Genomic DNA, 26266 nt, shown 5'->3' with positions numbered 1-26266 from the left:
CTAATAGTTGTCAGTTAAGTATTGTAGTGCTTCTTCAATGGCATTCACTGTGTAGTCCAGATCTTCCTGTGTATGACGGTGACAGATATAGCCGTGGTGATAAGGTTGTAAGAATACTTTACGACGAATGAGTTGCGTATAGAAATCCTGACGTTTCTTTTTATATGAACCATCTTCATTCTTGTCAAACGTTATGAACATCATCGGGGCAATGCCGCTGATGCGTGCTCCAACAGGATATTTAGTTAATAGGTTTTCGATTTTGCTATTGAACTCTTCACCTTTAGCCCAGATTTTATCCAGCACTTTATCGCGTTCGAGTATCTCAATGGTTTTTAAAGCAGCTACATAACTAAGGCTATTTGGGAAGAAGGTGGATGAAATAAATACATTATGCTCCCCTTCCTTCATGATATCAGCTTTGCCAGTAACCGCTCCAATTGGATAACCGTTGGCCATTGCTTTGCCAAATACGGCCAGGTCAGGTGTTACCTTATAAAGCTTCTGAGCACCACCAATACTTGCTCGAAAACCTGTGCGTATTTCATCGAAAATTAATACCACACCATATTTCTCGCAAAGAGCTTTAACACCTTCTAAGAAACCTTCCTTTGGTTCAGATATTGGTGCAGCTAATGGGTGACCAAGAGGTGTGATAATAACTGCAGCAGTGTCATCACCATGCTCTTTTAATAATGTTTCAAGCGATTCCAGATTGTTGTATCGGAATTCAAATACATCTTCATATAATTTCTCCGGAATACCACCTTTAACCTCTACACACCAATCGTGCCAGCCGTGATATCCGCAACGCATTACTTTATTGCGTTTGGTATAGGAGCGCGCTAAACGTATTGCTGTAGAAGTAGCATCAGACCCTGTGCATACAAATAAACTCATCTCCGCACATGGAATCAGTTCATTCATTTTTTCAGCCAACATATTCTGGTACTTCTGTGTAAGCGAGAAGCAAAAGCCTTTGTTTTGAATTTGTTCGATAACAGCATCATCAACCTCTTTCTCTCGATTACCAAGTATCATGGGTCCGTAAGCACATAAATAATCGATGTATTCGTTGCCATCGATATCCGTCACCCGACCGCCTGTTCCTTCGTCGAAGTAAATTGGGAATTCACCCTCAACAAAGTTATAAGGGCGACGAATACCAAGTACGCCACCAGGAATTAAGGATTTGCCTTTTTCTAATTCATTTAATGAATTGTCGAGTTGTAGTTTTTTTACTTCCATAACTATATTTTTTGGACTTTAGCAAAATAAGCTGCTACACGGAGCAGTATTGTATTAGGTTAAGGGTACAAACAGACAGGTTGGTTTGTGAAATAAACCAATGGAAAGTCGCTAGAAGTCTGTTACTTCTATGCGTTCAAATTTGTCAAATATGGGTTTGTACTGCCAATTCATCGTTGCATATAATAACAAAAATACTCATAAGTGTTAAAATATACACAAATATAATACAGGAGTTAAAAAGTAAACATGATAAAGTGCATATTTTGCAACTAAATCATTTTTAAACGCTAATTTAAAATTAGTCTAAATGGGAAGTGTAGGTGTTAATTTTGGTTAATGTGTTCTGTTTCTTGTAACTAGTCCCTGGTTTTAAAACTTTTTGTTTCAAGTGGCAAATATGAATACATCAAACATTATGTATTTGTATTGGGGGTCCATTCTCTGATGTTGATTAAATCAGGGAAGGCTTCTGGTTTGTATACCGACTTACCACTTAGGGTACGCATACATTCCTGAATGCCTTCTGGTATACTTGGATGGGGGTAGAAAATTTTTAATACCTCTTGTAAGCTATTACCTTGATTAATAAGGTGAGCGACTGATACAATGAATGCCGATGCTTGTGGTCCGGCTGCTCGCATACCTAATATACGTTGTTCATCATCGTTACTGACCAGTATTTTCACAAAACCATTGGTGTTGCGCATGGCAATGGCCCGGTTAACCAATTTATTAGAATAATAAGCTGCTTTATAGGGTATTTGTTTTTCTTGAAGCATTTTTTCGTTAGCACCTACTGCCGCTACTTCGGGTTTAAAAAACATGAGGGTGCTCATGTGTGAATAGTCGAGTGGGTATTGCGGGATATCACCGATTTTTTCGGCGGCTAAGCGTCCCTGAAACTCAGCAACACTATATAGTTGGCTGTGACCCGTAACGTCGCCGGCAGCATATACATGGCAGTTTCCTCTTCCATCGCGCAAAAGGCAGTCGTCTTTGATTGGGATAGTGCCATTTTTGTGTAGCTCAATATCAATGCTTTCAAGGTTTAAGCCTTCCGTGTTCGGAATACGTCCGATGGCCACTAATGCCACATCTACCTCAATGACCTTGCTATGTCCATCCTGATAATCCAAAACCACCTCTAGATGTTCAGGGTGTTTGCGAATGTGTCGCAAGGTAGCTGTATGGTGTATGTTAACACCATTGTTTTCGAGGTTACGCGATACAAAGCTACTGACATCGTCATCTTCGTATGGTAATACGCGATTAGAACGGTCTAGTAGGTGAACTTCTGTTTGTCCGAAATTTGAGAATATAGTGGCAAACTCACAACCAATGATTCCCGAGCCGATAATTAGCATTCGCTCGGGAAACTCTTTAAGGTTCAGAATGCCATCTGATGTAATAATTCGTTCGCCATCAATTTGCAGACCTTCGTACTGTCTGGGGCGCGATCCGGTGGCAATAACAAAGTTTTTACCTTTTATAAGTTTACTTTCTTTTTGTCCTTTAAGCTCAATATGGTCGTAATCTTTAAAGGTGGCCCACCCATACTCAATGGTGAGCGAGCCTTTTTTGTTTTTAGCCGGAGAAAAGGTCTCAATCTGGCTAAGCATCTGATATTGCTTCTCCTTGGCCGCTTGTATGACTGTTTTTTTTACTTTTTCGAAATTAACACTTAATGAACTCACCCGATAGCCACGGTCAACACGGGCAGCAATAGCATAATCCATTGAAAGTTCGTACATGGTTTTGGATGTAAGCGCCCCATTCATGATTCCGGCGCCCCCCAAATGTTTGCCTTCAACAATGCAAACGTTTAATCCATAGTCCAATGCGCGAATGGCTGAAGAGTAGCCGGCTGGTCCGCTGCCAATAACTACAAGGTCGTAAGTGTTTATCATCGATTAAAATCTTTATCCATATAAAAAAAAAGAGTCGCAATTGTTTAACTGCAACTCTCCTTTGTTTAGATATCTTTAATGTAATGTATTAATCGTGTGATTCATTTGGATTGAATGTATCAACGTGTCGATTAATCTTTTGTTTGTACAATTCATTAATTGTTAAGATAATGCCTGTTTCTTCAACATCACCAAAACGATCGTTAATAGCTGTTCCGAATGTTCGCATTGAAGGCGATAAATTCATATATGCATTAATTAACGGTGGAATATTTTCTCCAAACTCTCTAACGCGTTTGGTTAATATTTTGTAATCTTCCTGGTAGTTTTCGCCACAGAAGATTTCTTTTAAATCCTGCTCAGTCAAATCAATCTCAACAGGCTTATGGGGGTAAAGTAATTTATCCGGATCGTTAAAGTATTTCTGCATGAAACCTAAAATAAGGTCGCGCGCGTATCGGTTAAAGTGTGTGTACATTGTCACTTTACCAAAGAAATACTTCATCTCAGGATGACTGACTATTAATGAACCGAGTCCATCCCATAGATTGTCCAAAGCAAATAAGCTTTTTGTACCTGCTTTTGATGATTGATAGGTTGGCTGTACAAATGAACGGCCTAATTCAATCATGTATGGCAAGAATTCGTACACAAATTTATCTGAGAATTGAAATAGTCGGGATGTCGCTAGTTTAACATTTCCTAATTGATCAACAGGTATGTCGCTTCCTAATAAATAACGATAGCCACCTAATATTTCTTTAGCATGCGGATCCCAAACGATAAGCTGGCGATAAGGTACTTCTGCGGTATCGTAGTCGTCAATATCAGTTTCTTTACCTGTTCCGCCCCCAGCCATTCTAAAAGTGATTTCTCTCAATCGGCCAACTTCACGCATCAAAGCAGGTGCTTGGTGAGCGGTAAAATCGTATATTTTATTATCCCCTTTATTGGTATTTCTAACAAAGGTCTCCTGTGTCAACTCAGCTTCAAGCTCTTCCCTTGGTACAGGAGGTATTATTTCTTTTACTCTCATTCGGTGAATTTCTAACGGTAGGCTACAAATTTAATTTTTTTTTGATAAGGCATAGACTTCATCCTTTATTTTTTGAGCCCATTCTTTACCTGCCTTGGTGATTTGTACGTCACTAATTTTAATTGGTTGCCCAAATGTGATCGTAATTGTTTTGTTTCGTTGTAAATAGAGTTCATCAACCAAATATAGCATCTCAATATTGATTTTGATACCCAGTTTTTTGCGCCAGTTAGCCAGGTTGTAGAAACGATTGGTATTTCGGCCAGATATGTGAACCGGGATGATGTCTCTATTGTGAGCTTTTGCTTTTTTAATGAAATTGGGTTTCCAATCTAAATCTTTGATCTCGCCCGTTTTACCTTTTCGCGATACTAGTCCGGCCGGAAACATCAATATTTGATTGTCGCTGGCATAAGCATCTTCTATCATTTTGGCAGCTTCACGGCTATGTGCGCCATGTTTGTTAATCGGTAGGAAAATATCACCGAGATTCTTAATGTTCATAAGAATGTCGTTCACCGGGAACTTTATTTTATTAAAGAACTTCCCAACTGCTCCAACAAACACCATTCCGTCTAAACCTCCAAGTGGGTGATTAGCTACAAAAACATATCTGCCTTCTTTAGGAATGTTATCAGCTCCTTTGATTTCGTATTTCGATTCAAAATTAGCAACAATGGCATCTGCATATTCAACGCCATAAATGTTCTTTTTACTGGCAATAAATGTGTTGATTTCTTCCTGATGTGTAATTCGTTTAAGGTAATTAATCAGAAATGAAGGAATAAATCGCTTTAGTTTCGGATTTTTGTCGTGAAATACCTTATCAATATCTATGAATTTTTCTTCTGCTCTTTTCTCTTCCATGAACGCTATAAAATAAGAAAGTTCAATTTTAGGAAATATTTTAGAAAGATGATCTAAAATGGGCACCATATTTTAATTGCAGGTATTACTTGTTTGTGTTTGATGCTATGAGGTGTTAATGTTTGAAGCTGTACTATTGGTAATTTTCAGCTTAAACTATGAAACCTGGTTTTTTGAGTGAAGAGCGTACAACCTGCGGGCATTCAAATTAATGAAAGGCTAAAATTATCGAACCTCTAATGTATTACTATAATAGGGCTTGAGATATTAGCTATTAGTAGATGGTCTTTATGAAAATTGCTGTCTGTTTACGTTATGTATATAGTAATATTTGATAAATCATCTGAAATTGTGAGAAATCTTCATTTGATATTTTAGTGCTCGATGTTATGGTTAGGTATGTATGTCGAAATAACAAACAATGGAAGTTAGTTTTTAGTACAAGTGACATTTAATTCTTAAATGAACTGGATTGTGTTTTTTATCTAAAATCGGTTAACCATCCTTTAAAAGCAAGGAAAACCATGTCGTTGCAAAGCTTTAGTTGGTAGTAAATTTGTCCGCGATGTAATGGGGGGGAGATTGTCAACTATCTATAAGTTCAACAACATACAAAGAATAAAATCGGGTAATAGTCAAGCCTTCAAAGAGATGTTTGAAGAGTTTTATACACCTCTATGTTCTTTTGCATACAAGTACCTAAAAGATTCAGTAAGTAGTGCGGATGTTGTACAGGATGTGTTTTTATCAATATGGAATAGTCATACAGATTTTTCCAACGTTGGAGCATTACGTAGTTATTTATTTACTTGTGTTCGAAACAGCTGTTTAAATGCTATTCGCAACGCAAAGGTCAATGAGCATACCAAAGATGTGTTTCCCGATGTTCAGTGCCATGATACTGCCGATGAATATGAAATTGAAACAATGGTATATGCTGAGGTTCATAAAGCTATTAAGCATTTATCGCCACAAGCACGCGAGGTAGTTATACACTCAATGAATGGCTTAACCAATATTGAGATTGCTGAGGAACTAAAGGTGTCGGTCAATACTATTAAAACCATGAAAAAACGCGCATACAAAAGTCTACGAGAAAAACTAGGTGGCATGCGTTGGGTTTTAGTTATTCTGTTTGGATAAATGCAGATCTTGATTTTGTTAAAATGTCCTAGTATGTTCTTATGGTGTGGTCAGTGTTATGTGTTTATTTGTTAGGTAATTATAGTTGCGTTCTTGTCTGTGCTATTCAATTAACATGAGTTATTGGGAGATTTTTTTAAAAAAAGTTGCTCAGAGTTCGTTGAAACTGGCTGTTTTAAGGGGGGTACTATCCAAAGTATTAACGTTAATTTTTGCAGGTCGCGAAAAAGTGCACAACTTTATTCAGGAAATTTCCGCCCTTATCCATATCCCAATGTTCTTCCTTTGAATTATTTCAAGTATTTGACTTGTTAAATGATTGTATGACACGGTAGTGTGTTTGTCACATGTGTTTTTGTATAAAAAAAAAAAAAAAGTGTCACCCACATTATTGAATTCCGTGTTTAGGGGGGTGAATAACATTAATTGGATGAATACAAATAACGAAAAGATATCAAACTTAATTATCGGTTACCTTCGTGATGAATTGACCCATAGGGATAGGCAAGAGCTGGAGGAATGGCTAAAGATTGGTGATAATCAACGGTTGTTTGGAAGAATAATTGACAAGCAAAATCTTATTGAGCAGAGTTTATTAAATGATGAATTCGATGCAGCTGAAGCTTGGAATAAGATGGAGGCGCATTTGCGCCCCCAACGGAAGATAGGATGGTGGTTGTTTTATGCGGCAGCTGTATTAGTTCCGCTTGTGTTGTTTTTTAGTGTCTACATATTAAGTGATGATGCAGGCCTGCAAGGGGAATATGTTGAAGGCTATAAGGTGAAGCCAGGTGAAGCTAAAGCGGTACTTACCTTGCATGATGGTAGTACTGTGGGAATTGCAAGTGCAGATACCTTGATTGATCTTTTAAAATCAGGAACCCATATTAAACTGGATTCCCTCGGGGCCAATTACACTAGCAGTAATACCGGGCATATAGAAAAGTTACGTTATAATACCATGGTAACTCCAAGAGGAAGTGAGTTTAAACTAACGCTTGAAGATGGTACCAAGGTGTGGATGAATGCTGAATCGCAATTGCGCTATCCAGAACGATTTGTTGAGAACACTCGTGAAGTATACGTAAAAGGGGAGGTGTTTTTCGAAGTGGCGAAAGATACAGAAAAATCATTTTTTGTGCATTTTAACGACAAACGAGTAAAAGTGTTAGGTACTGAATTTAATGTTCGTTGTTATGAAGATGAATCATCTGATGTGATTACACTTGTTGAAGGGTGTATTGCTTTGGATTCGAAGCGTGAGAGCGTTATACTATCACCTGATCAGCAAGCAGTCATTGGGCTGAATGATAAGAAGATAGCCATTAGCAATGTGGATGCTAAGCTATTCGCAGCCTGGAAGGATGGTAAATTTGTCTATAACAATACACCTCTGGAAACGATTATGAAAGATCTGTCAAGGTGGTACCAACTCAATATTTTCTATCAGAATGCGAATATGAAGAACAAACGCTTTTCATTGTACACCATGCGTTATGATTCGATAGAAGAAATGTTAGAAATACTAGAAGCAACTAATAAAGTAAAATTTGAAATATTTGAAGATAACATTGCCATTAAATCGATAGACTAAGAAACAGAAATGTACAAAATAAATGAAAACAGGGAATATTGGTACTATCCCCTGTTATCGTAAGCTGATTGGAGCTCAGCTCATTCGTTAAAATAATCAATTTCAAAAATATGAAGAAAAATGGAGAAAACATCTTTCTGGAGAGGCGAAAGATGTTAAAACTGTACAGGATTATGAAACTGTCTTTTATATTATTATTAATCGGAATGCTACAGGTATCTGCAAGTGTTTATTCGCAGGATAACAAGGTGAAGATCAGGGAGCGGAACATCACCTTAGCAGAATTGTTTTGGAAAATACAGTCAAAAACTGATTTTGTATTTGTATTCAGTAACGAAGATGTAGAATCATTTTCGAATATTGATGTCAATGCAGAAGGGGATATTGAGGACGTATTAAATGAGATATTGGCTGATAAAGGACTCACTTTTAAACTTAAGAATGGGGTTTATGCAATTCAGCGTAAGGCTGAATCCCTTAAGTCGTCTGTTGTAGTTGCTAAACAGCAAGAGGAAAGAGCTATTACTGGTAGCGTACGTGACGAAAATGGGGAGCCTATCCCGGGAGTGACTGTTTATATCAAAGGTACAAGTGTGGGTACCATTACGATGGTTGATGGTAGTTATAATATCACAGTACCAGAAAGTGCTGGCATTTTAGTGTTTTCGTTTATCGGGTTTGAACCACAGGAGGTTCAACTAAAGGAGGAAACGACCATTAATATTGTTTTAAAAACTGAAGCAACAGACCTTGACGAAGTTGTTGTAACCGGTTATGGTATTAAGAAAAAGGGTACTTATACCGGATCGGTTGAAGTGGTTGATGCTAAGAAAATAGAACAGGTACCCGTTGCCAGTTTTGATCAAATACTACAAGGTAATGCACCTGGTGTGTTGAGTGTGGGGTCTTCGGGAGCACCGGGAGCGCCTTCAACAGTGCGTATTCGCGGTTTGAGCTCCTTAAGCTCTGGTAACAGTCCTCTTTATATTATGGATGGCATACCCATTACAGCCGGGCAGTTTAGTGCCTTAAACCAGAATGACATTGAGAATATGTCGATATTGAAAGATGCGACAGCTACTTCGTTATATGGTAGTAGGGCATCTAACGGGGTTATTGTTATTACTACCAAGCGTGGTAAAGATTCAGAAAGAGCCATGATTCAATACCGTGGGCAATATGGTTCTAATCAGATTGCCAACGATAATTTTGATATGATGACTTCGGCTCAGAAAATACAATATGAAGAAGAACTAGGGCTGCAGGATTATACTGATAAAGAAAAATTTGACCGACTAAAGGTCAATACCAACTGGCTGGATGTGGTACTGCGTGATGCCATTACACAGTCCCATGAGCTTTCGGCAAGGGGCGGTAATGCAAGAAGTAAATACTATATTTCAGGTGGTTATTATAGTGAGGAAGGTATTCAGTATAGAAGTGATTTTGAGCGTTATACCTTTCGATTAAATCTTGATAACAAGTTATCCGATAAGGTTAATTTGGGTGTGAATTTCACTTTAGGCTACGAGACTTTTAATCATACCGTTTCCTCTGGAACCAATGTTTATAACCCAATTTTCTCCGCACGTTTGTTGAATCCCTATCTGCGTGCTTACAATGTGGATGGTAGCTTTAACCAGGAGGGACTTCCCTGGGCCAACCCTATTGAGCAGCTCATGTTAAACGATGATTCTAACGATCGTTTCAAGATAGTAGGCGGTCTGTTTTTAGATGTTGATTTAGCTGAAAATTTAAAGTTTAAAACAAACTGGGGGGTCGATTTCTCCGATGGCACCGCTGATGGCTTCTTAAGTCCCGAATCAGAATGGGGAGCTGCCTATAATGGAGAAGTCAGCAGGAGCATGTCACGAAACTTCCGATTAACACCCACCAATACCTTGAACTATAAGCTCAACCTAAATGATGTTCATGACTTTAACTTTCTCATAGGTCAGGAAGCGATCATCAATAATTCGCAGAGTTTTAGTGTTTCAGCCTATAATGTACCGTCCGAAAAATTATCTGTTTTAAGTGTGGCCAGTGAAGCAGGAAGCTGGGGAGGTGGCTATTCAGATTATACCGTCGCTTCGTTCTTTGCCAATACCGCTTACAATTACAAGTATAAATACCTGGTTGATGTTTCTATTCGCCGGGATGGTTCATCGCGTTTTGGTAAAAACAATCGCTGGGGTACATTCTGGTCTTTTGGGCTTGGATGGAATATGCAGGAAGAAAGCTTTATTAAAGGCATTGATTGGATCGACCAGTTAAAAATAAGGGCGAGTATAGGAGAAACAGGTAACTATAATATTGGTAATTATACCCATCAGGGATTATACTCTTATGGTTCCTATTTAAATAATGGTGCCGCTGTTTTTTTACAGTATGCTAACGACGATCTGACCTGGGAAAAAGTGTTGAAAGCTAATGTGGCTTTTGAAATGAGTTTCTTTCGTAAATATAGGCTAAAAGCTGATTTTTACAGGGAAACGACGAGTGACATGTTATTCTTTATCCCCTACTCTTTAACAAGTGGTGTTGGTGGCCGTATGGAGAATGCAGGATCCTTAAGTAATAGTGGTATTGAAGTCGAGGTGGATGCGACTCTTTTGTCTACACAAGACTTTAGACTTAATGTCAATGCCAACATGGCCTATAATGTTAGTAACATTATTGAGCTTTATGGTGATATAGATGAGATAGACCAGGGCAATACGATTATCAAAGAGGGTGAGCGCAGGGGCACCTACTACATGACAGAATGGGCTGGTGTAGATGCTTCAACAGGCAAAGGACTCTGGTATACGGCTGATGGGGAAGTCAGCAATATGTACAGTGATAGCTATCGGGTTGTTCAGGAAGGAAAAAGTTACCTACCTCCTTTACAAGGAGGTTTTACCGGTACTTTAAGCTACAGGAATCTTCAATTAAGCGCCTTTTTTACCTGGATGGCTGATAAGTGGTTAATCAATAACACCCGTTATTTTATTGAATCACAGGGTATGTTTGCCGCCTATAATCAAACAGCAGAAATGCTTAACTATTGGCAGGAACCTGGCGATGTCGCCGTTAATCCACATCCAAAGTATCAGGATAATCAGTTTGATACGCGTTTACTTGAAGATGCATCGTTTTTGCGCTTAAAGAATTTAACACTGGCCTACAGCTTTAATTCTAAGTTGTTAAAGCGAACAAAAGTATTTAGAAATGCTCGCATTTATGCTCAAGGGCAGAATCTGTTAACGTGGACTGGTTATTCGGGTATTGATCCTGAATATTATGGTGTTGCAGAAGTAAATATGTACCCGCATGCAAGGAAAATCATGTTCGGTATTGATTTAGGATTTTAATAAGAGAAAAAGAAGTAGAAATGAAGAAGATATTTATAATACACCTGTTATTTGCGTCACTAGTGCTGGTTTCGTGCGAAGATTTCTTCGATTTAAAACCGCATAGTAGTACCGAAGAAAGTGAAATACTTAAGGATGAGGATGATGCGCAAACACTTCTGTATGGCATGTACTCAACGTTTAAGTCCGGCTCATCCTATGGTAAAACCCTGACGGTGTTAACTGATATAATGACCGATGCCACACTCGCTACATCTGACTTTTCAAATCAGATGGGAAACATGTATGCCTGGAACATACAGCCGGGTATTGGTGAGATAGGTGGTTTGTGGGGTAACCACTATAGTGGTATTTACCTGACCAACAAGATTATCAATAACATTGATGGTATCGAAGGTGAGAAAGCCAATCTTGAGCGTATTAAAGGAGAAGCCTTAGTAGGAAGGGCCTTATTTCATTATAACCTGGTCAAGTTCTTTGCCAAGGCCTATGACCTTAATACGGCCGCTACTGATTTAGGTGTGCCTTATATGACTGAAAATGTTATTAGTCAGCCAACGCGTGATGCTGTAAGCACCGTTTATGCAGCTATCAAGAGTGATTTGGAAGCAGCTGTTGAGCTATTGCCAAATAATCCTCAATCAGATACAGAGTTCTTTACCAGGCATTTTGCCAACGGTTTATTGGCGCGTATCTCACTTGATATGAGAGATTACGATGGGGCCATTAATTATTCAGAAGACGTGATTAACAATAGTGGTTGTAGACTTCTAGGTGGCAATGCCTTTATTAATATGTGGACCCATGATTCGGGGAATGAGATTATTTGGAAGGTAGGGTACACTGATACCGATAAAGGTGATGCACCGGGTTACAACTTCTTAAACAGAAATTATGAAACGAGTCTGCCATACCCGGATTATATTCCAGCTAACTGGTTATTGAATCTATATAATCAGGTGACGGACATAAGGTTTTATACTTATTTTAAAGAATCTGCCACTGCATTTGGCTGGAGTGGTTATCTTGTTAATAAGTTCCCTTATAATCCGGAATTACCACCATTTAGGGCTGGTTTAAATATGCCGAAACCAATGCGACTGGCAGAGATGTATCTTATTCGTGCCGAAGCCTATGCCATGAAAGATATGGATAAAGATGCTGCCATTGCCTTGAATTCCCTTCTTGATTATCGTCTTTATCCTAATCCTGGTGTTATTGAAAAAGGGGATGATTTAAAAGAATTAATTGCGGAAGAACGTATTAAGGAGCTGATTTATGAAGGCTTTTACTACCACGATTTAAAGCGCTCAGGTTTGGGCTTTGAGCGTGTTCCACAGGAGAATACATCCGCTGCCAATGATCTTAGAATAGCTACGGGTGATTTCCGCTGGGTATGGCCAATCCCAACCAGCGAGCTAAATGGAAACAGTGAGATTGAGCAAAACGAAGGCTACGAAAATTAAAATGGATTTAACGATGATGAATAGATATATAAATAAGCTTACAGTATTTTTTGGCATCCTGCTCATATTATTGGCATGTAAAGAAACAGAGACCACTGTGTACGATGGTCCAAGTCTGGTTCATTTTGTTACACCCTGGGGAGAACTGTCAGTAAGGGACAATAATCCTGAGATGAATATTTCAATTGGTACTACTTCAGCTGTAGACTATGATCGTCATTATTCGATTGAAGTAGTTAGGGCACAAACTTTAGATGAAGCAATAGAAGGGCGAGAATATGAGATAGTAGATGATTTGGTAACGATTCCAGCAGGAGAGGTATTAGGCGAATTTACTGTTCGTGGCCTTTTTGAAGGGGTTACTGAGGCAGGCACCTACGCAACTTTTACCATTGCACCACAGGAAGATGATCTTGCTGAATTTGATAACGAGTACACATTGGAGCTGATGAAGTTTTGTAACTTCTCTCAGGATGCCTTTATGGGGCAATATGATGTAGAGGAATCGTCCTATTTCTTTGGAAATACGAAATCCTTTTTGAGAACAGATGCAGGCAGTTTAGATACAACGATTCTTGTTAATAATTTATGGAGCTATGGTGCCGAAGCCTGGGAGGCTTATCTTGAAAGTATGTTTCAAAAATCAATTGATTTTGAAATTCTGCCCATTGAAATACATTTTGATAATGAGCTTGCAGTCTGCAGTATACCTAAGCAACCGTTTATCATTAATGAAGCACTGGAAGGCGATACCATGTATATTGGTAGCTTTTATAATCCTGGTTTTGGAGCTGATGGGATTGGCGAAATTAACAGTTGTTTTGGAAGTATTGAAGATTTGGATTACTGGTTTTTCAGTCCTGACTCTATGCAAGTGTATGATGCCGTGTTTAAAAGTAATTGGGAGTTGTATACGGGAGCAGAATCTTTTGGTTTGGCGCCTGAATTGACCAATGTCTCTCCTTCAAAACTTAATCTTTTGGAGAGTGAGCTAAAATCAATAAAGCAACAATTAATAGTAGAGTAACAAAAATATAAATATAGAAGTCATGTATAAGATTATTTCAAAATTATCAGTCCTAATGCTATTGGCAATTGTAATAGTTGCATGTGGTAAAGAAGAAAGAGATAGTGAAGCACCAACCATGGAAATTATGAAGCCTTTGGAAGGTGATACCTTTACATTTGGTCAACCGGTATTGTTTACTGGTCAATTTTTTGATAATGAAACATTAAAAGATTGCGAAATAGTATTGACATATAATGGAGCAGAGAAGAGTGCTGTACTAAAGGGACTTGAGAGCCCTTGGGAGGCTGTTAACCGTGGTGACGCCATTTTATTTACGGCTGAGGAGTTGACATCAGCTATGAGAGAAGATTTGCAATTGTTTGGAGAAGCTGTGCCAATATGTTTGTCAGGTAGTTATACTATTACGTTTATTACTAGCGACCTTGCTGGAAATAAGACGGAAGAAAGTGTTGACATCAATATTGCTCTTGACTAAGAAACTACTTATCAGGTAAAAGCAATGAAATATGCACACACCTTAAGTTCAGGAGTTTTTTGCCTAACAATTTTTTAGGACTGAAAAATATATGGGCTTAAGGTAATTTTAGCAAATCAGATAAACTAATTGCAAATTCTATGAGCAAATTAATATTAAAATATTTATTTAGTACAATCTCTGCATTTATACTATTAGGGCTTGTCGCTAATGCTCAATCTACGGACTATGATTTTTATTCTTCATTAGAGGAGGAACCTATACCGAAGATTTATGAGGGTGAACCGGCAGGAGCGCTGGCTCAATTAAAAAGTACAAGTACGTTTGTGGAAATTGGTGAATTTTCAGGTTGGAGCAACGGGATGATACCATTAAACCAGCATTCTGATTGTACGCTATCTCAAACCATTTATTTTCAAAGTGAAATTAACGTAAGAAATAAACGGATTAAGAGTTTATATTATTATGTAGTTGGTGAGGAAAACTGGTCGAATACTACTGAAATATATATGGGCCACACCAAAGCTACTGAGCTTGAGAGGGGGCTTTTGCCTGCTGAAAATTTCACGCGTGTATTTAAGGGTGAGATATCCACATCCACACCAACTGGATGGTTAAAGATTGATTTAACCTACCCCTTTGAATACAATAACACCGATAATTTAGTAATTGCATGGGTAGATAATGATCAGATTAATATTGTACCTTCCTATTTTTACCTCACAGCAACGGGGGAAAATGATCTTGGTCCCTTATTATCTTTCAGAGATTTTGGTGTTTCTCCAAGACCCTTTGGAACACATGAAGAGGGCGGGAGACCATGGAATAGCAGACCAGATGTCCGCATTGAGTTTGAGGATATCCCTGCAAGGCCTATATTACAATATACACCTGAAAAATTAGACATTGTTTATTTTTCAGATATTGGTGAAATACCTACAGAAACAACAAAGCAGCATTCGTTTGATTTAAAAAACCTTGGTAATACAGCAGTAACCATCAATGGGCTGGAGTTTGATGAGTTACAGGATGAGTATGCATACGATGGCGGTAATATAACGATAGCTCCCGGCCAGACAGAGAGTATTCCCATTAGTTTTACACCATCTGCACGTGGTGACTATTATACCAATGTAAAATTGATTACAGATATCCCTGTTGATGGCGACTCTACGATTGTATTACGATCAACTGTATACCCGCGCGGCCATTTATACCAGGGCTGGGAACACACCACTATAGAAGATTTTCCCGGGAATCATTGGACCTTCAGTGAGAATGATATACCGTTTGAAGAGGTGTTAAATAACTGGAGGCTAGGATATGATGATTACCCTGAAGCATTTTCTTATGATCGCTATAACTTATTAATGACTGTTTACACCGATTATGTAGATACATTAATAACACCAGCCCTTGATATACAGGCCGGAGGGATGGACAGCATTACCTTTTATGGTCGTTCGCATTCTTATGGAAATTCTTCGATGCCAATTGTTATTTCTAAAGATAAAGAAAATTGGTCACTACTTGAGGAAATCGAATTTGAAGAGTGGGATCTTCTAGGGGCTTATCCGCAAGATAGGTTCAAGAGATATTCAATTAACTTTCCGGATTCAATAGTTGGTAAGCATTATATTGGCTTTGTTAGCAAAGGTAATATGGCATACCTTGACAAGATAGAAGGGCCAAAACTGTTTATTTCTGATGCTGATCTATTGATAGCCTCATTAGAGGCTGATAATGCGCTGGCCTTGGATAAGGATAATGTCTTTACGCTGACCATTGAGAATCTTGGTTTACCTGTTGGTTATAGTGATTATACCATACAGTTATTTGATGCCAATAGTCCGGATGTGCCGATCAAAGAAATGCCTGGCGAAGCCATTGATATACTGAGTAAAGTAAGTGTTGATTTTATCTGGCATCCCACTGTAGAGGGAGCCTATGATATCTTCTTTAAGATTTTATTGACTGGTGATGAGCAACCAGAAAATAACCTATCAGAGATAGTGCCAGTTAATGTGTATGATGGTAATTTAGAGGGGTATGAGGTTAATGGAGGAGAGGATGAGTCGGATGTTTATTATCCGATGAATTTTAATTTCATGGTGAATTTGGCACAAGGTATTTATTTCCCCGATGAATTAAGTTTTGGTAAAACTGAGATTTATGAAATGAATTTTGAAGTGGATGTGGATGGTTTTGTTCCTGGTCAGAAATTTAAAGTCTGGATTGGAGAGACGGAAAAAGAAAGTCTTGAAGATGGTATGATTCCGGCTTCGGAATTGACATTAGTATACGAAAGTGATAGTATCGATTTTCAACCAGGTAAGCAAACCATACGTGTTCCGTTTAAAGAGCCATATCAATACACTGGTAAAAACCTTGTATTTATGCTTCATAAACAGATGGTTAAATCATGGTACAGTGGTTTAACGGAATATAAAGTAAGCCATACACCGGAACGAGCCAATAGAAGTGTTAGTTACCTGGCCCGTTATGAAGATGCTGATCCTTATAATCCACCAAGTGGCAAATTGGTTTGGAACCCTAATGAAACGACCTATCAGCAACACTTTTTAAGTTATTATATGGATGCTACCTTCTTTTTTAATAAAGAAGGATTAGGCGTCGTAGATGGCAAAGTGACTGATGTAGAAGGAGTGGCTATAGAAGGTGTTAAGATTACGGAACGAGCTTCAACTATAAAAGCAATAAGTGACGAAAGTGGATTTTATCAGTTTGATTACCTTAATGAAGGCCCCACTACGTTTAATGCTATCAAGTTTGGTTATAGTGATTTAAGCAATGATGTATTTGTTGCAGGTAATTACTATCAGAACGTTGACTTAATAATGCATCAAAGGCCAAAGTATGAAGTAATAGGTCGCCTTGTGGATTTTCGCAATCAACCGATTAATGAAGCTTTAATTACTTTAAATGGTTACGATTTATACACCGGAAGTACCGGTGTTGATGGGGTGTTTTTTGATGATAGTGATACTTCAAATATAAAAGCATATAGTAGTACGCAACCATATGTACTTCGCATTGAAAAATATGGATATGAAGATTACTATGATACAATAGCAATTGAAGATGCTGCTATTAATCTTGGAGATATTCAGTTAACAGAGATTACGGGGCATAATGCCGAAGTTAAAGCTAGCGTTGCTGCTACCGGAGAAGACATGAATATTAACTGGACTTCACCCAAACCGGCGTTAGCACATTATTTCAGGTACGATTCAGGCCTGCTTCATGATGAGCCGAACTATATCGGGTATACATCCTCAGATAAGGCCTTAATTGGAAATGCTTTTAAGAATGAAGCATTAATTACTGATATCGAGTTTTATTTATATGATTCGAAAAGAACAGAATCGTTGAAAATATTTATCCTTGGATTAAATAGTATTGGGGCTCCAGATAAGGATAATATATTATATGAGTCTGACTCAATTAATGTTATTACAAACGATTGGAATAAGTTTACTCTTGAAACGGCCGTCTATGCCGAAAATGGATTTTTTGTAGGATTTAATTGTGCTGGTTTCTTAGGCCTTGGAAAATGTCAGAATACCGAAGAATATCCATTTCAGAAGAAATCAAACTATTTAAGTGCGAATGTTGATGATCGTGAATTTATTGGTCATTTCTTTCCACTTGAACTAGACTTAAAAACGCCAAATGAAAATTTTATGGTGAGGGCCAATGGCTACAACTATGGCAGCCTTAGCTATGATTTTCTTCCATCAACTGAAAATAAAAGCCTCGTTCAGCAAACGATGCTTAAATCAGCTACTCAACTAAAAGCTGGTGAAGTTGATAGCTATACTTTATATCGTTTCTCCAACGAGCATATTAATAATCCGGAATTATGGACATTAGTCGCTGAGAATTTAACGGATACCTTTTATGTAGATGCGGAATGGAACAATTTATCCCGGGGAAGTTATCGTTATGCGATAGAAAGCAAATTCAATACTGGTCATCAGAGCTTTAAGCGAAAGTCTAATATCGTAGGAAAGGATATGAGCCGTGAGCTTGAAATTAATGTAACCCTTCCTGATAAAATGTTAAATGAAGCTACAATGGTGAAATTAACAAGAACCGACATTTTTAATGGAGAAAGTGTTGTTCTTAATGGTGCAAGTTCACAACTAAGAACGAACTTGTGGCGAGGTAGTTTCAAATTGGAGGTGACACATCCTAATTGCGTTAAATACATTGAAAATATAGACTTAAACGCAAGTGAAGGGACGTTTATTAAGGATGTTACGCTTGAAAACGCCCTTTATGCTCCGGTTAATGTTGATGCGAAGGTTAGTAGCAATAATAGTATTGACTTAATGTGGGAAAGTTACCCTTCTGATACCATTCAATATGATGATGGATCCGTTGAGTACGGTTTCTTTTTCTTGCCGGGCAATATTGGTGAGTTTGGTAATAGATATCACACAGATACCCCAATAGTCATTAAAGAGTTGTTGGTATATAGTTATGAGCATTTATATACTCTATCAGGTAATAAAGTTACTGCACGCATATACAATGCACAACATGAGTTACTAGCCGAGAGTGCATCGTTTGAACTTTCGTTAAACGGTTGGACAACTGTCAGTATGCCTAATGTAAAGGTATACGATACCTACTATGTGATGGTTAGTTGGGACGATTTTATCAAGCCAACGGCATTACTGGCATTAGATGCAAATGGTTCATTAGCTCATGAGAATGAAGCTGCAGTGGTTAAAGATGAAATGAATTTCTTTAAGGAATTCGGTTCTGTTGGAGGCCGAAGCGGTGCATTCTTAATACGACCAATCGCGCTTAGTGGAGCCGAGGATCTAAAATCAAACTCATTAAAATCAATAACGACTGACCACGATAGAGAAGGTGTTGAATACCTGGCACCTGTATTCTTGGAGCATGAGGCCAGCATAAGGGCAACAGAACCTAAGCCCAAGACAATGCTGAAGTCTACTATTGAAACCTATCATGTTTATCAGGATGATATGTCAATACCTTATTATTCTGACCTTATTGGAAAAGGATTCTCGTTTGATAATATCAATGCGCAGCAATATACGCTTGGAGTCTCGCAGGTTAATCCGTGGGGCGAATCAGATATCGCTGCGATAACGGTTGAATTTGATGGTTCTAAAAGTGATGCAACACTCGAATCGTTTAGTCTTGATGGCGTTAAGTATGCAGGATTTGCACCTGACAAGTTTAATTACATCATCGGTGTTGATGATCATGTAAATGTTTATCCATCCGTGACAGCAATTGCTAAGGATTATGAAGGCGCGACAGTAACTATTACCGGAGGTGATACTGAGGAATATGTTAATATACACGTATTGGCTCAGGATAAGTTGACCAGCAATACCTATTCAATATTGTTTACCAAGAAAACAGGAGTAGAGGATACTCAGCTTGATAACATTAAAGTCTACCCAAATCCTGCAAAAGGTATGGTGTATATCGAAAATGCCGGAGCATGTAATGTCGAAGTCTTTAATATGTCGGGAGTGGTTGTTTTAAAACGTAAAGTATCTGACAGAGGAGAGATCAACCTAAGCTCTTATGCGGAAGGAGTATACTTCATACATTTTACTGATGCTTATGGTCATACAACTGTTAAGCGCCTTGTCAATCTAAAATAATTAAACCGTAATAATAAGGAAGGAAGTAAATCCCCTTCCTTATTTATTCACTAAAAGTAAATACTATGAAAAAGAATTTTTACGTGATTTATGCTTTGGTTGCCTTGCTGTGTTTTAGTCTATCCAGTGCCGTTGCTCAGGATATATACCTTATATCAGATTATGATGCAGGAGCTAATCCTCTCGTTGCTTCATCAGGTATTTTAACAGATGATGGAGGTGTTGATGGTCCACACGGCTTAGACCAAACTTTTACAGCAACTATTAAACCAGAAGTTGCTACAGATAAAGTGAAATTGAATTTTACATTAGCCGAGTACGGATATTTTTCAACGATTGAAGTATTTGATGGAACAGATGTAAATGCTCCGCTTATTAATAAAGTATGGGATCATTATGTGAATAGTCGAGAGGCTTTAGTGGCCTATGACGAATTTGTAGCAAGTAATTCAGAAGGTGCTTTAACTGTTAGATTTATAACGGATAGTCATGTTGGTCCAGGTTTCCAGGCCGAAATTTCTACTATAAGCGAAACGAATGATGATTTTGAAGTTTATGACATATTACTCAGCGACGATATTATTATTATCAATGAGGGACAAACTATTGGAGCTGTTATAAAAAATAATGGAACCTTAACACAAAGTAAAAATGTGGTTTTAAGTGTAAATGATGTTGATGTAGAAGTGTTGTCATCAGGAGAAATTGCTAAAAATGAAACATCAAATGTGACATTTAACTGGACGCCTTTAACTGAAGGTGAAGTTACCTTTAAAGTGCGAGTAATTGCTGATGATAATAATACGAATAATGAATATTCGCGCAATGAAACAGTTTATGGTGCCGATAATCTTTACGAGAATTTCGAAAGTGCTGAATTTCCTGCCGACTTATGGCAGATAGAAGGCTTTGGCATTGAGCGTTTCTATGAAGAAGCAACCCTCAATTATTCTTGTTTCTTAAGTGAACAAGGTTCTGCACTTATTACACCAGTATTGGATATCAAAACAACATCTAAATTGATATTTGATGCTAAAAACGGTATGAGGAGCGTGTCTGTATTTTATGAGTTTGCAGAAAATGATTGGCGACGTTTGGTTATTGAAGAGCCAAACTTCCCATACAACGCCTATATACGTTTGGAAGTTTCTTTCATTGATTTTGAAACAAGAAGTCTTATTGAAGGACAATATCGCATCAAATTTGTAGCACAAGAAGGTGGCGACTATTACGACAGAATTGTAGGTCCTAAGTTATTCTTCCACGATGTTAATATGAAGGCAAGTGATATTAGTGCTCCTGTGTATGGTGCTGCCAACGCTCCTGTCAACATCGATGTGGCTATTCGTAATATGGGTAAACAGGATGTGGCTGATGCAGCATACACAGTAGAGCTATATCAGAAAGGTGTCACTGAAGATGTTTTATTACAAACGGTTGATGGAACGGCCTTGACTCACTTGTCAAGCACTACATTAAGGCTTTCACATACATTTACTACAGCCGAAAAAGTAGAGGTATATGCAAAGGTGAATATTGCAGGAGATGGTGATAATAGCAATAATGCTACTGATGTGGTAGCTATTGATGTATTTCCTGAAGGAACACAGGACGTTACCGTTGGAACAGGAACAGATGAAAATATTAATGCACCTGTTAAATCAAATGCCGAATACTCAATTGTACAAATGATTTACGGTTTTGATAAAGTCAATGTGCTTGGAACCATCAGCGGTGTATCCTTCTTCACCAACTTTACAGAGGAAGAAGTAGCTACTAATTATATTGTGAAAATTGGAACAACGGCAAACAGTACTTATAATTTTGACACGCCTGAGTTTATTGATGAAACAGCCTTTGTACAGGTGTTTAACGGCGCATTAAGTGCTGAAGCAGGGACTGGTGAATTATTCATTCCATTCACAACACCATTTGTATATAATAATACATCGAATCTGGTAGTATCTGTTCGCCGTGAAGGAGGAGCTGCTTTAGGTACTCAAAATTTTGTGGGTACAAGTTATGCTCAAGATGGAAGCGGAGATTTTGTTATTAACTATGGTGATGCGGCTGCATTTGATTATACAGCGGTAACCGGCACTGTATATAATTTCTTACCCAATGCTAATTTCTTTATTCAACGTCCGATGACTAATGTATCAGGTACTGTTACCGATGGTACAAATGGTATTGAAGGTGCAATTGTTCGTCTGGCCGGTGCAGAAACTTTTACTTCAACAACAGATGTTAATGGTCATTATAGCATTCGTGTCATTGCCAATGAGGCATACGAATTATCCGTGACCGCTATTGGATATGAAAATATTGTTGAGCCAAATTACCAAGTGGGAGGTGATGACATTGCAGGTGCCAACTATACGATGGCAGTTGTCACTGCCGATATATCAGGTGTTATTACCAAGGGAGGAGCACCGATATGGGGAGCTACCATTACACTTGTTGGAACGACACATACATATACCACTGATTTTACTGGTACTTATACATTGACTGGAGTGACGATGAACGAAACCTATGATGTTAGTATTACCGCAAGTGGTGAGTCGGAATATACGACTCAGTTGTACGTCGGTGAAGTTAATATTGAAAGGAACTTTGATATTCTTGCAACTAATATTGAAAGCACATTATCTGCTGTCACTATTTTTCCTAATCCAGCAAAAGGAATAGTGACGATTGAAAATTCTGCTAACTGTATGTTAAGAGTCGTCAATATGCTTGGTGAAATAGTATTCACTCAAAACGTAACTTCAGACCGACAGATTATTAAGTATGGTGATTTAGTTCAAGGTATTTATTTTTTCCAGATTACTGATGGAAAAGGTAATTCAGCAGTGAAGAGAATTGTTCATAATAAGTAATCATAGATTAGTATCAGGGGCTGTTGTAGTCCCTGATATTACTAATTAAATCAGGCCAGTAAACAACAAATAGAAGCATAGTGTAGCTTTTAAGTGGCAATAAACAGGAGCATCAAAAAAGTAAAAGACATATGAAATTATTGTTTAATAACACCCAATCAAAAACGAAACAAATTATAAGGCTTAATAAGCCAATTGATTTTGTATGTGCTTTTAAAAAGAGAAATATAAATATGCAGTATTTAAAAAATATCATTAGCGTATTAGTTTTATTGTTCATTTTTGCCGGGTTAAAAGGGCAGGAACAAGCCTTAAAGACCCATGAACTCAATGGACAGAGAGCTAATTACATTTTTGTGGAGAAGGATGTAACAACAGGCTCTAAGTTTGCTAAACTAAAAAGTGTCAACGGAAATACAGCTGTTCAGGTTAATAATCCTGATGTTGAAGCAGTGAAGATATTAACAGCGCCTTATACGAGCGTGCAAGAGGAAACAATGCTTGACATTGTGATACGCAACAATAGTGGTTCTGATCTGAACGCTTTCGATTATTACATAGAATTATACCGAAAAGGAAATCCGGATATCCCTCTTCAATCCTACTCTGGTAGTCCGTTATTAATTGGTCAAACCGATACCATTTCTTTAAAGTATACCTTCAAGTATGTCGAACAAGTCGAGGTATACGCCAAAGTCAATATTGAAGGAGATGTTAATACACTAAATGATGCCACAGCTTCAGTCGACATTAGTATTCAAGAACTGGGTACATTTAGCGACACCGCAGGAGATGGTGTACTTGTGCAAGGCTCACTGCCCATGAACCTGTCAAAGCAATATTCCGTAGTTCAGATCATTTATCCTGAAGCGATATTTACTAGCCACGGCTCAATCAGTGGTGTTTCTTTTCCTAAAAACTTTATTGCTGATGTTGCTGATGTTGCCTGCGAGGTAAAAGTAGGCTATACAGCTAATACACAATTGGATGCCGGTTGGATAGATGAAAAAGAACTGACAGCCGTTTTTAATGGTACTGTTAAGTCATATGCTGGTGAGGGAGAGCTGTATATCCCATTTGTTAATTCTTTTATGTATGAAGGTGGTAATATTGTATTGTCTATAAAGACAAATGCTTCTAACCTTTCTACTCAGCAAAATTTTGTAACCACACTGGGCACATCAGGTCAGGTTAGTCGTTATGCCGCTTCAGCTACAGAAATAGACCTTGGTATTAATGCAGGTACTCCTGGTACATTTTACCCGAATACTAAATTTTTCTTAAATACAAAATATGGTAGTTTAACTGTTAACGTTAAGGATAATTATGGCGAGGCGATCGATTTGGCTCATGTAACGCTAAATGGCATTGTATCATACAGTGCTAAAACAAATCATGAAGGGATGGTCAGTTTTGACGGGATTGTTATTGGAGAAACTTATGAATTAAGAGCGACCAAGGTTAATTATGATTCCTATGTTAATAATAGTTATTTAATTTCCACAGCTGATATAAGTCAGGATATCACACTGAATAAAATTGAAATTCCTGTTGCAGTTATAGCAGATGTGGATATAGAAAGAGGTGAAAGTTCCATTACCTGGACCTCCTACAGTAATGCCTTAACCGAGGATCCTGTCTATCATAATGGAACCCTTGAGTCAGTGTACGACGCAGTTCCAGATTCTACGCATAAATGGGCTGGTAGTCTGGTCTCCGTTAATAAGCCCGGTACGCTTATTGGTGCCTATATTCTTGGTTTTACTACTAATATTTATCTTGAAAACCCACCTGTTACACTTGAAATGCTGGATGCAGATTTTAATGTGATTGCCGTTAGTGAGCCATTTAGATTGCCTTCGCATACCGAGATTTTCGTTGATATGCCTCCTGTTAGTTATGATTCTGATTTTTACCTAATGGTTCACTGGCATAGAAATACGGCTCCTACCTTTGGTCTTGCTCAGGATGAAGATGGTTCGTTTCAGAATGCCTATGCCGGCACTATGAGAGATGGTTTTAAAGCCCTTAATACTGCCCTGTGTGTTTCACCACTCATGCTTTCTGAAAATGTTAGTTCGGCTGAACAAGGTGATGGAATTAAGGGCTATAATATTTATCGCGGTTTATTAAGTGATATGGATAATGTGCAGAATTGGGAGATGTTAAATTCATCAACCATTACGATGCAAAGTGGCCTTGCTTCCTACGATGCTTTTGGATGGCCTGATGAGACTACCGAAGATGGTGTTTATACCTATGCCGTTAAAACATTATATGCCAATGGGATTTCGGAGTATACTTTTTCGAATCCTATTCGCGTTGGTACAGATACGGAAGTTACTGTGTTAGTCAATACAGATGGTGCTAATGCCGAAGGAGCCGAAGTTGTCTTAAGCAACAACGATAGCCTGCGCATACATCAGTATTTGGCTTATGTGCAAGAAGATGGTTATGCCACTTTCCCTACTGTAATCAAGGGAACTTACCAAATGGAAGTTAATACTGGCGGTGATTTTAGCGCATATAACGAGGAGGATATTATTCTCAATACTCCACAGACTTACCTGAATGCCACAATCAATCAGTTACTATCAGCACCTGTTGAGTTTGATATTACAGAAAAAACCAATCAGGGTGAACTGGGTGTTAGATGGGATAAAAAGCAGGTAGTATTGGATAATGATACCTATGAAACAGGACTTGGTCTATTCCCAGGATGGGACATGGCAATCGGTAATAAATATGAAATCGGTTATTCGGGATATATTAGTGACCTGGATTTATATGGCCATAACTATAATGGTACATTTGAAGAGGTCGTTGTAGAGATTCTTGATAAGGATTTGCAGTTGCTGGGAAGAAGTAATGGATTTAAAATACCAGCCAGTCGATTTGTAAATGTCGAATTTGAAACTCCTGTGCCATTTGACAGTGTTTTTTATGCCATGGTTACTGCTTATCCATCGGTTAATAGGATTACCAACCTGGTAGGGCTTGATACAAATGGCCCACATAAAGGAGAAGGCCTTGCTCATATCTTATTAGGAGGTGAGATAAAAGAATTATCTGAAGCTCTTGATAATCCTGATCGGAACGGAGTGTTTGCTATTCGTCCGAACATTGAGAAACGAGGCAGAACCAAGATGATGAAGACCTACAACTTATACCTTGATGATATGGAGGTGCCAGTTGTGAGTGGCTTAACAGAATTGGAACATAAGCTTTTGTACATTCCGAAAGGGCCTCACGAAATAGGTGTTTCAACCTCCTATCAAAAGGGAGAATCTGATATTGTGAAGTTGGAATTTGATATTGATAATAAAACAGGGGTAGATGATATATGGGTTGGTCTTAAGGTATACCCTAATCCTTCTGAAGGTGTGATTACTGTTGAAAATGCTTATGGAGCCGAAATACAGGTGATTAGTATGGATGGAAAAATGATAATTAAGGAAGAAGCGGATTCAGACTTGTTTGTGCTTAACCTGTCAACCCTTCGTAATGGATCGTACATACTGACGGTGAAGAAGGATAATAGTGTTGCTATTGAGAAGCTTATCATTAATAAATAGCAGGGTAATGCC

13 protein-coding genes are annotated in these 26266 nt (G+C 38.1%); 9 read left to right on the top strand and 4 right to left on the bottom strand.

The genetic code is table 11. The annotated features are described in order from the left end of the window. From JIV24_RS04000 to JIV24_RS03985, 4 genes are all read right to left on the bottom strand, one after another. Positions 1-1248, bottom strand: a complete 1248-nt coding sequence (locus tag JIV24_RS04000; protein ID WP_200463721.1) for an aspartate aminotransferase family protein — start codon at positions 1246-1248, stop codon at positions 1-3. 416 nt (positions 1249-1664) lie between these two features. Next, positions 1665-3158 carry a dihydrolipoyl dehydrogenase family protein gene (locus JIV24_RS03995; protein WP_200463720.1) on the bottom strand — a complete coding sequence of 498 codons (1494 nt, stop codon included), beginning with the start codon at positions 3156-3158 and terminating at the stop codon, positions 1665-1667. An 88-nt stretch (positions 3159-3246) separates the two neighbouring features. Continuing rightward, the gene (locus JIV24_RS03990) at positions 3247-4194 is read right to left on the bottom strand and encodes a GNAT family N-acetyltransferase (RefSeq protein WP_200463719.1); all 948 of its coding nucleotides are present in this window, start codon (positions 4192-4194) and stop codon (positions 3247-3249) included. Between the two features lie 30 nt (positions 4195-4224). Next, positions 4225-5061: a 1-acyl-sn-glycerol-3-phosphate acyltransferase gene (locus tag JIV24_RS03985; RefSeq protein WP_200463718.1), complete on the bottom strand. Its 837-nt coding sequence runs from the start codon at positions 5059-5061 to the stop codon at positions 4225-4227. 570 nt (positions 5062-5631) lie between these two features. On the opposite strand from JIV24_RS03985, the gene JIV24_RS03980 reads away from it, so the two are divergent. The 9 genes from JIV24_RS03980 (at position 5632) to JIV24_RS03940 (ending at position 26254) form a co-directional block, all read left to right on the top strand. After that, a complete protein-coding gene (locus tag JIV24_RS03980; RefSeq protein WP_234445699.1) occupies positions 5632-6204 on the top strand; it encodes an RNA polymerase sigma factor in 573 nt (190 codons plus the stop codon). A gap of 430 nt (positions 6205-6634) precedes the next feature. Continuing rightward, entirely contained in the window at positions 6635-7798 is a 1164-nt protein-coding gene (locus JIV24_RS03975) for a FecR family protein (protein WP_200463716.1), read from the top strand. A 110-nt stretch (positions 7799-7908) separates the two neighbouring features. Beyond that, entirely contained in the window at positions 7909-11151 is a 3243-nt protein-coding gene (locus tag JIV24_RS03970; protein ID WP_200463715.1) for a TonB-dependent receptor, read from the top strand. A gap of 20 nt (positions 11152-11171) precedes the next feature. After that, positions 11172-12617, top strand: a complete 1446-nt coding sequence (locus JIV24_RS03965) for a RagB/SusD family nutrient uptake outer membrane protein (RefSeq protein WP_200463714.1) — start codon at positions 11172-11174, stop codon at positions 12615-12617. A 13-nt stretch (positions 12618-12630) separates the two neighbouring features. Continuing rightward, positions 12631-13644: a hypothetical protein gene (locus JIV24_RS03960; RefSeq protein WP_200463713.1), complete on the top strand. Its 1014-nt coding sequence runs from the start codon at positions 12631-12633 to the stop codon at positions 13642-13644. Between the two features lie 22 nt (positions 13645-13666). Beyond that, a complete protein-coding gene (locus tag JIV24_RS03955; protein ID WP_200463712.1) occupies positions 13667-14122 on the top strand; it encodes a DUF4625 domain-containing protein in 456 nt (151 codons plus the stop codon). Positions 14123-14262: 140 nt separating this feature from the next. After that, entirely contained in the window at positions 14263-19797 is a 5535-nt protein-coding gene (locus tag JIV24_RS03950) for a T9SS type A sorting domain-containing protein (RefSeq protein WP_200463711.1), read from the top strand. A 65-nt stretch (positions 19798-19862) separates the two neighbouring features. Next, the gene (locus JIV24_RS03945; RefSeq protein WP_200463710.1) at positions 19863-22679 is read left to right on the top strand and encodes a carboxypeptidase regulatory-like domain-containing protein; all 2817 of its coding nucleotides are present in this window, start codon (positions 19863-19865) and stop codon (positions 22677-22679) included. 233 nt (positions 22680-22912) lie between these two features. Further along, positions 22913-26254: a T9SS type A sorting domain-containing protein gene (locus tag JIV24_RS03940; RefSeq protein ID WP_200463709.1), complete on the top strand. Its 3342-nt coding sequence runs from the start codon at positions 22913-22915 to the stop codon at positions 26252-26254. Positions 26255-26266 lie beyond the last annotated feature (12 nt).

Source organism: Carboxylicivirga marina, assembly GCF_016612505.1.
In the GTDB taxonomy this organism is placed as follows: domain Bacteria; phylum Bacteroidota; class Bacteroidia; order Bacteroidales; family Marinilabiliaceae; genus Carboxylicivirga; species Carboxylicivirga marina.
Note: the sequence above shows the minus strand (reverse complement) of the source record. Positions and strands in the feature narration are given on the sequence as shown.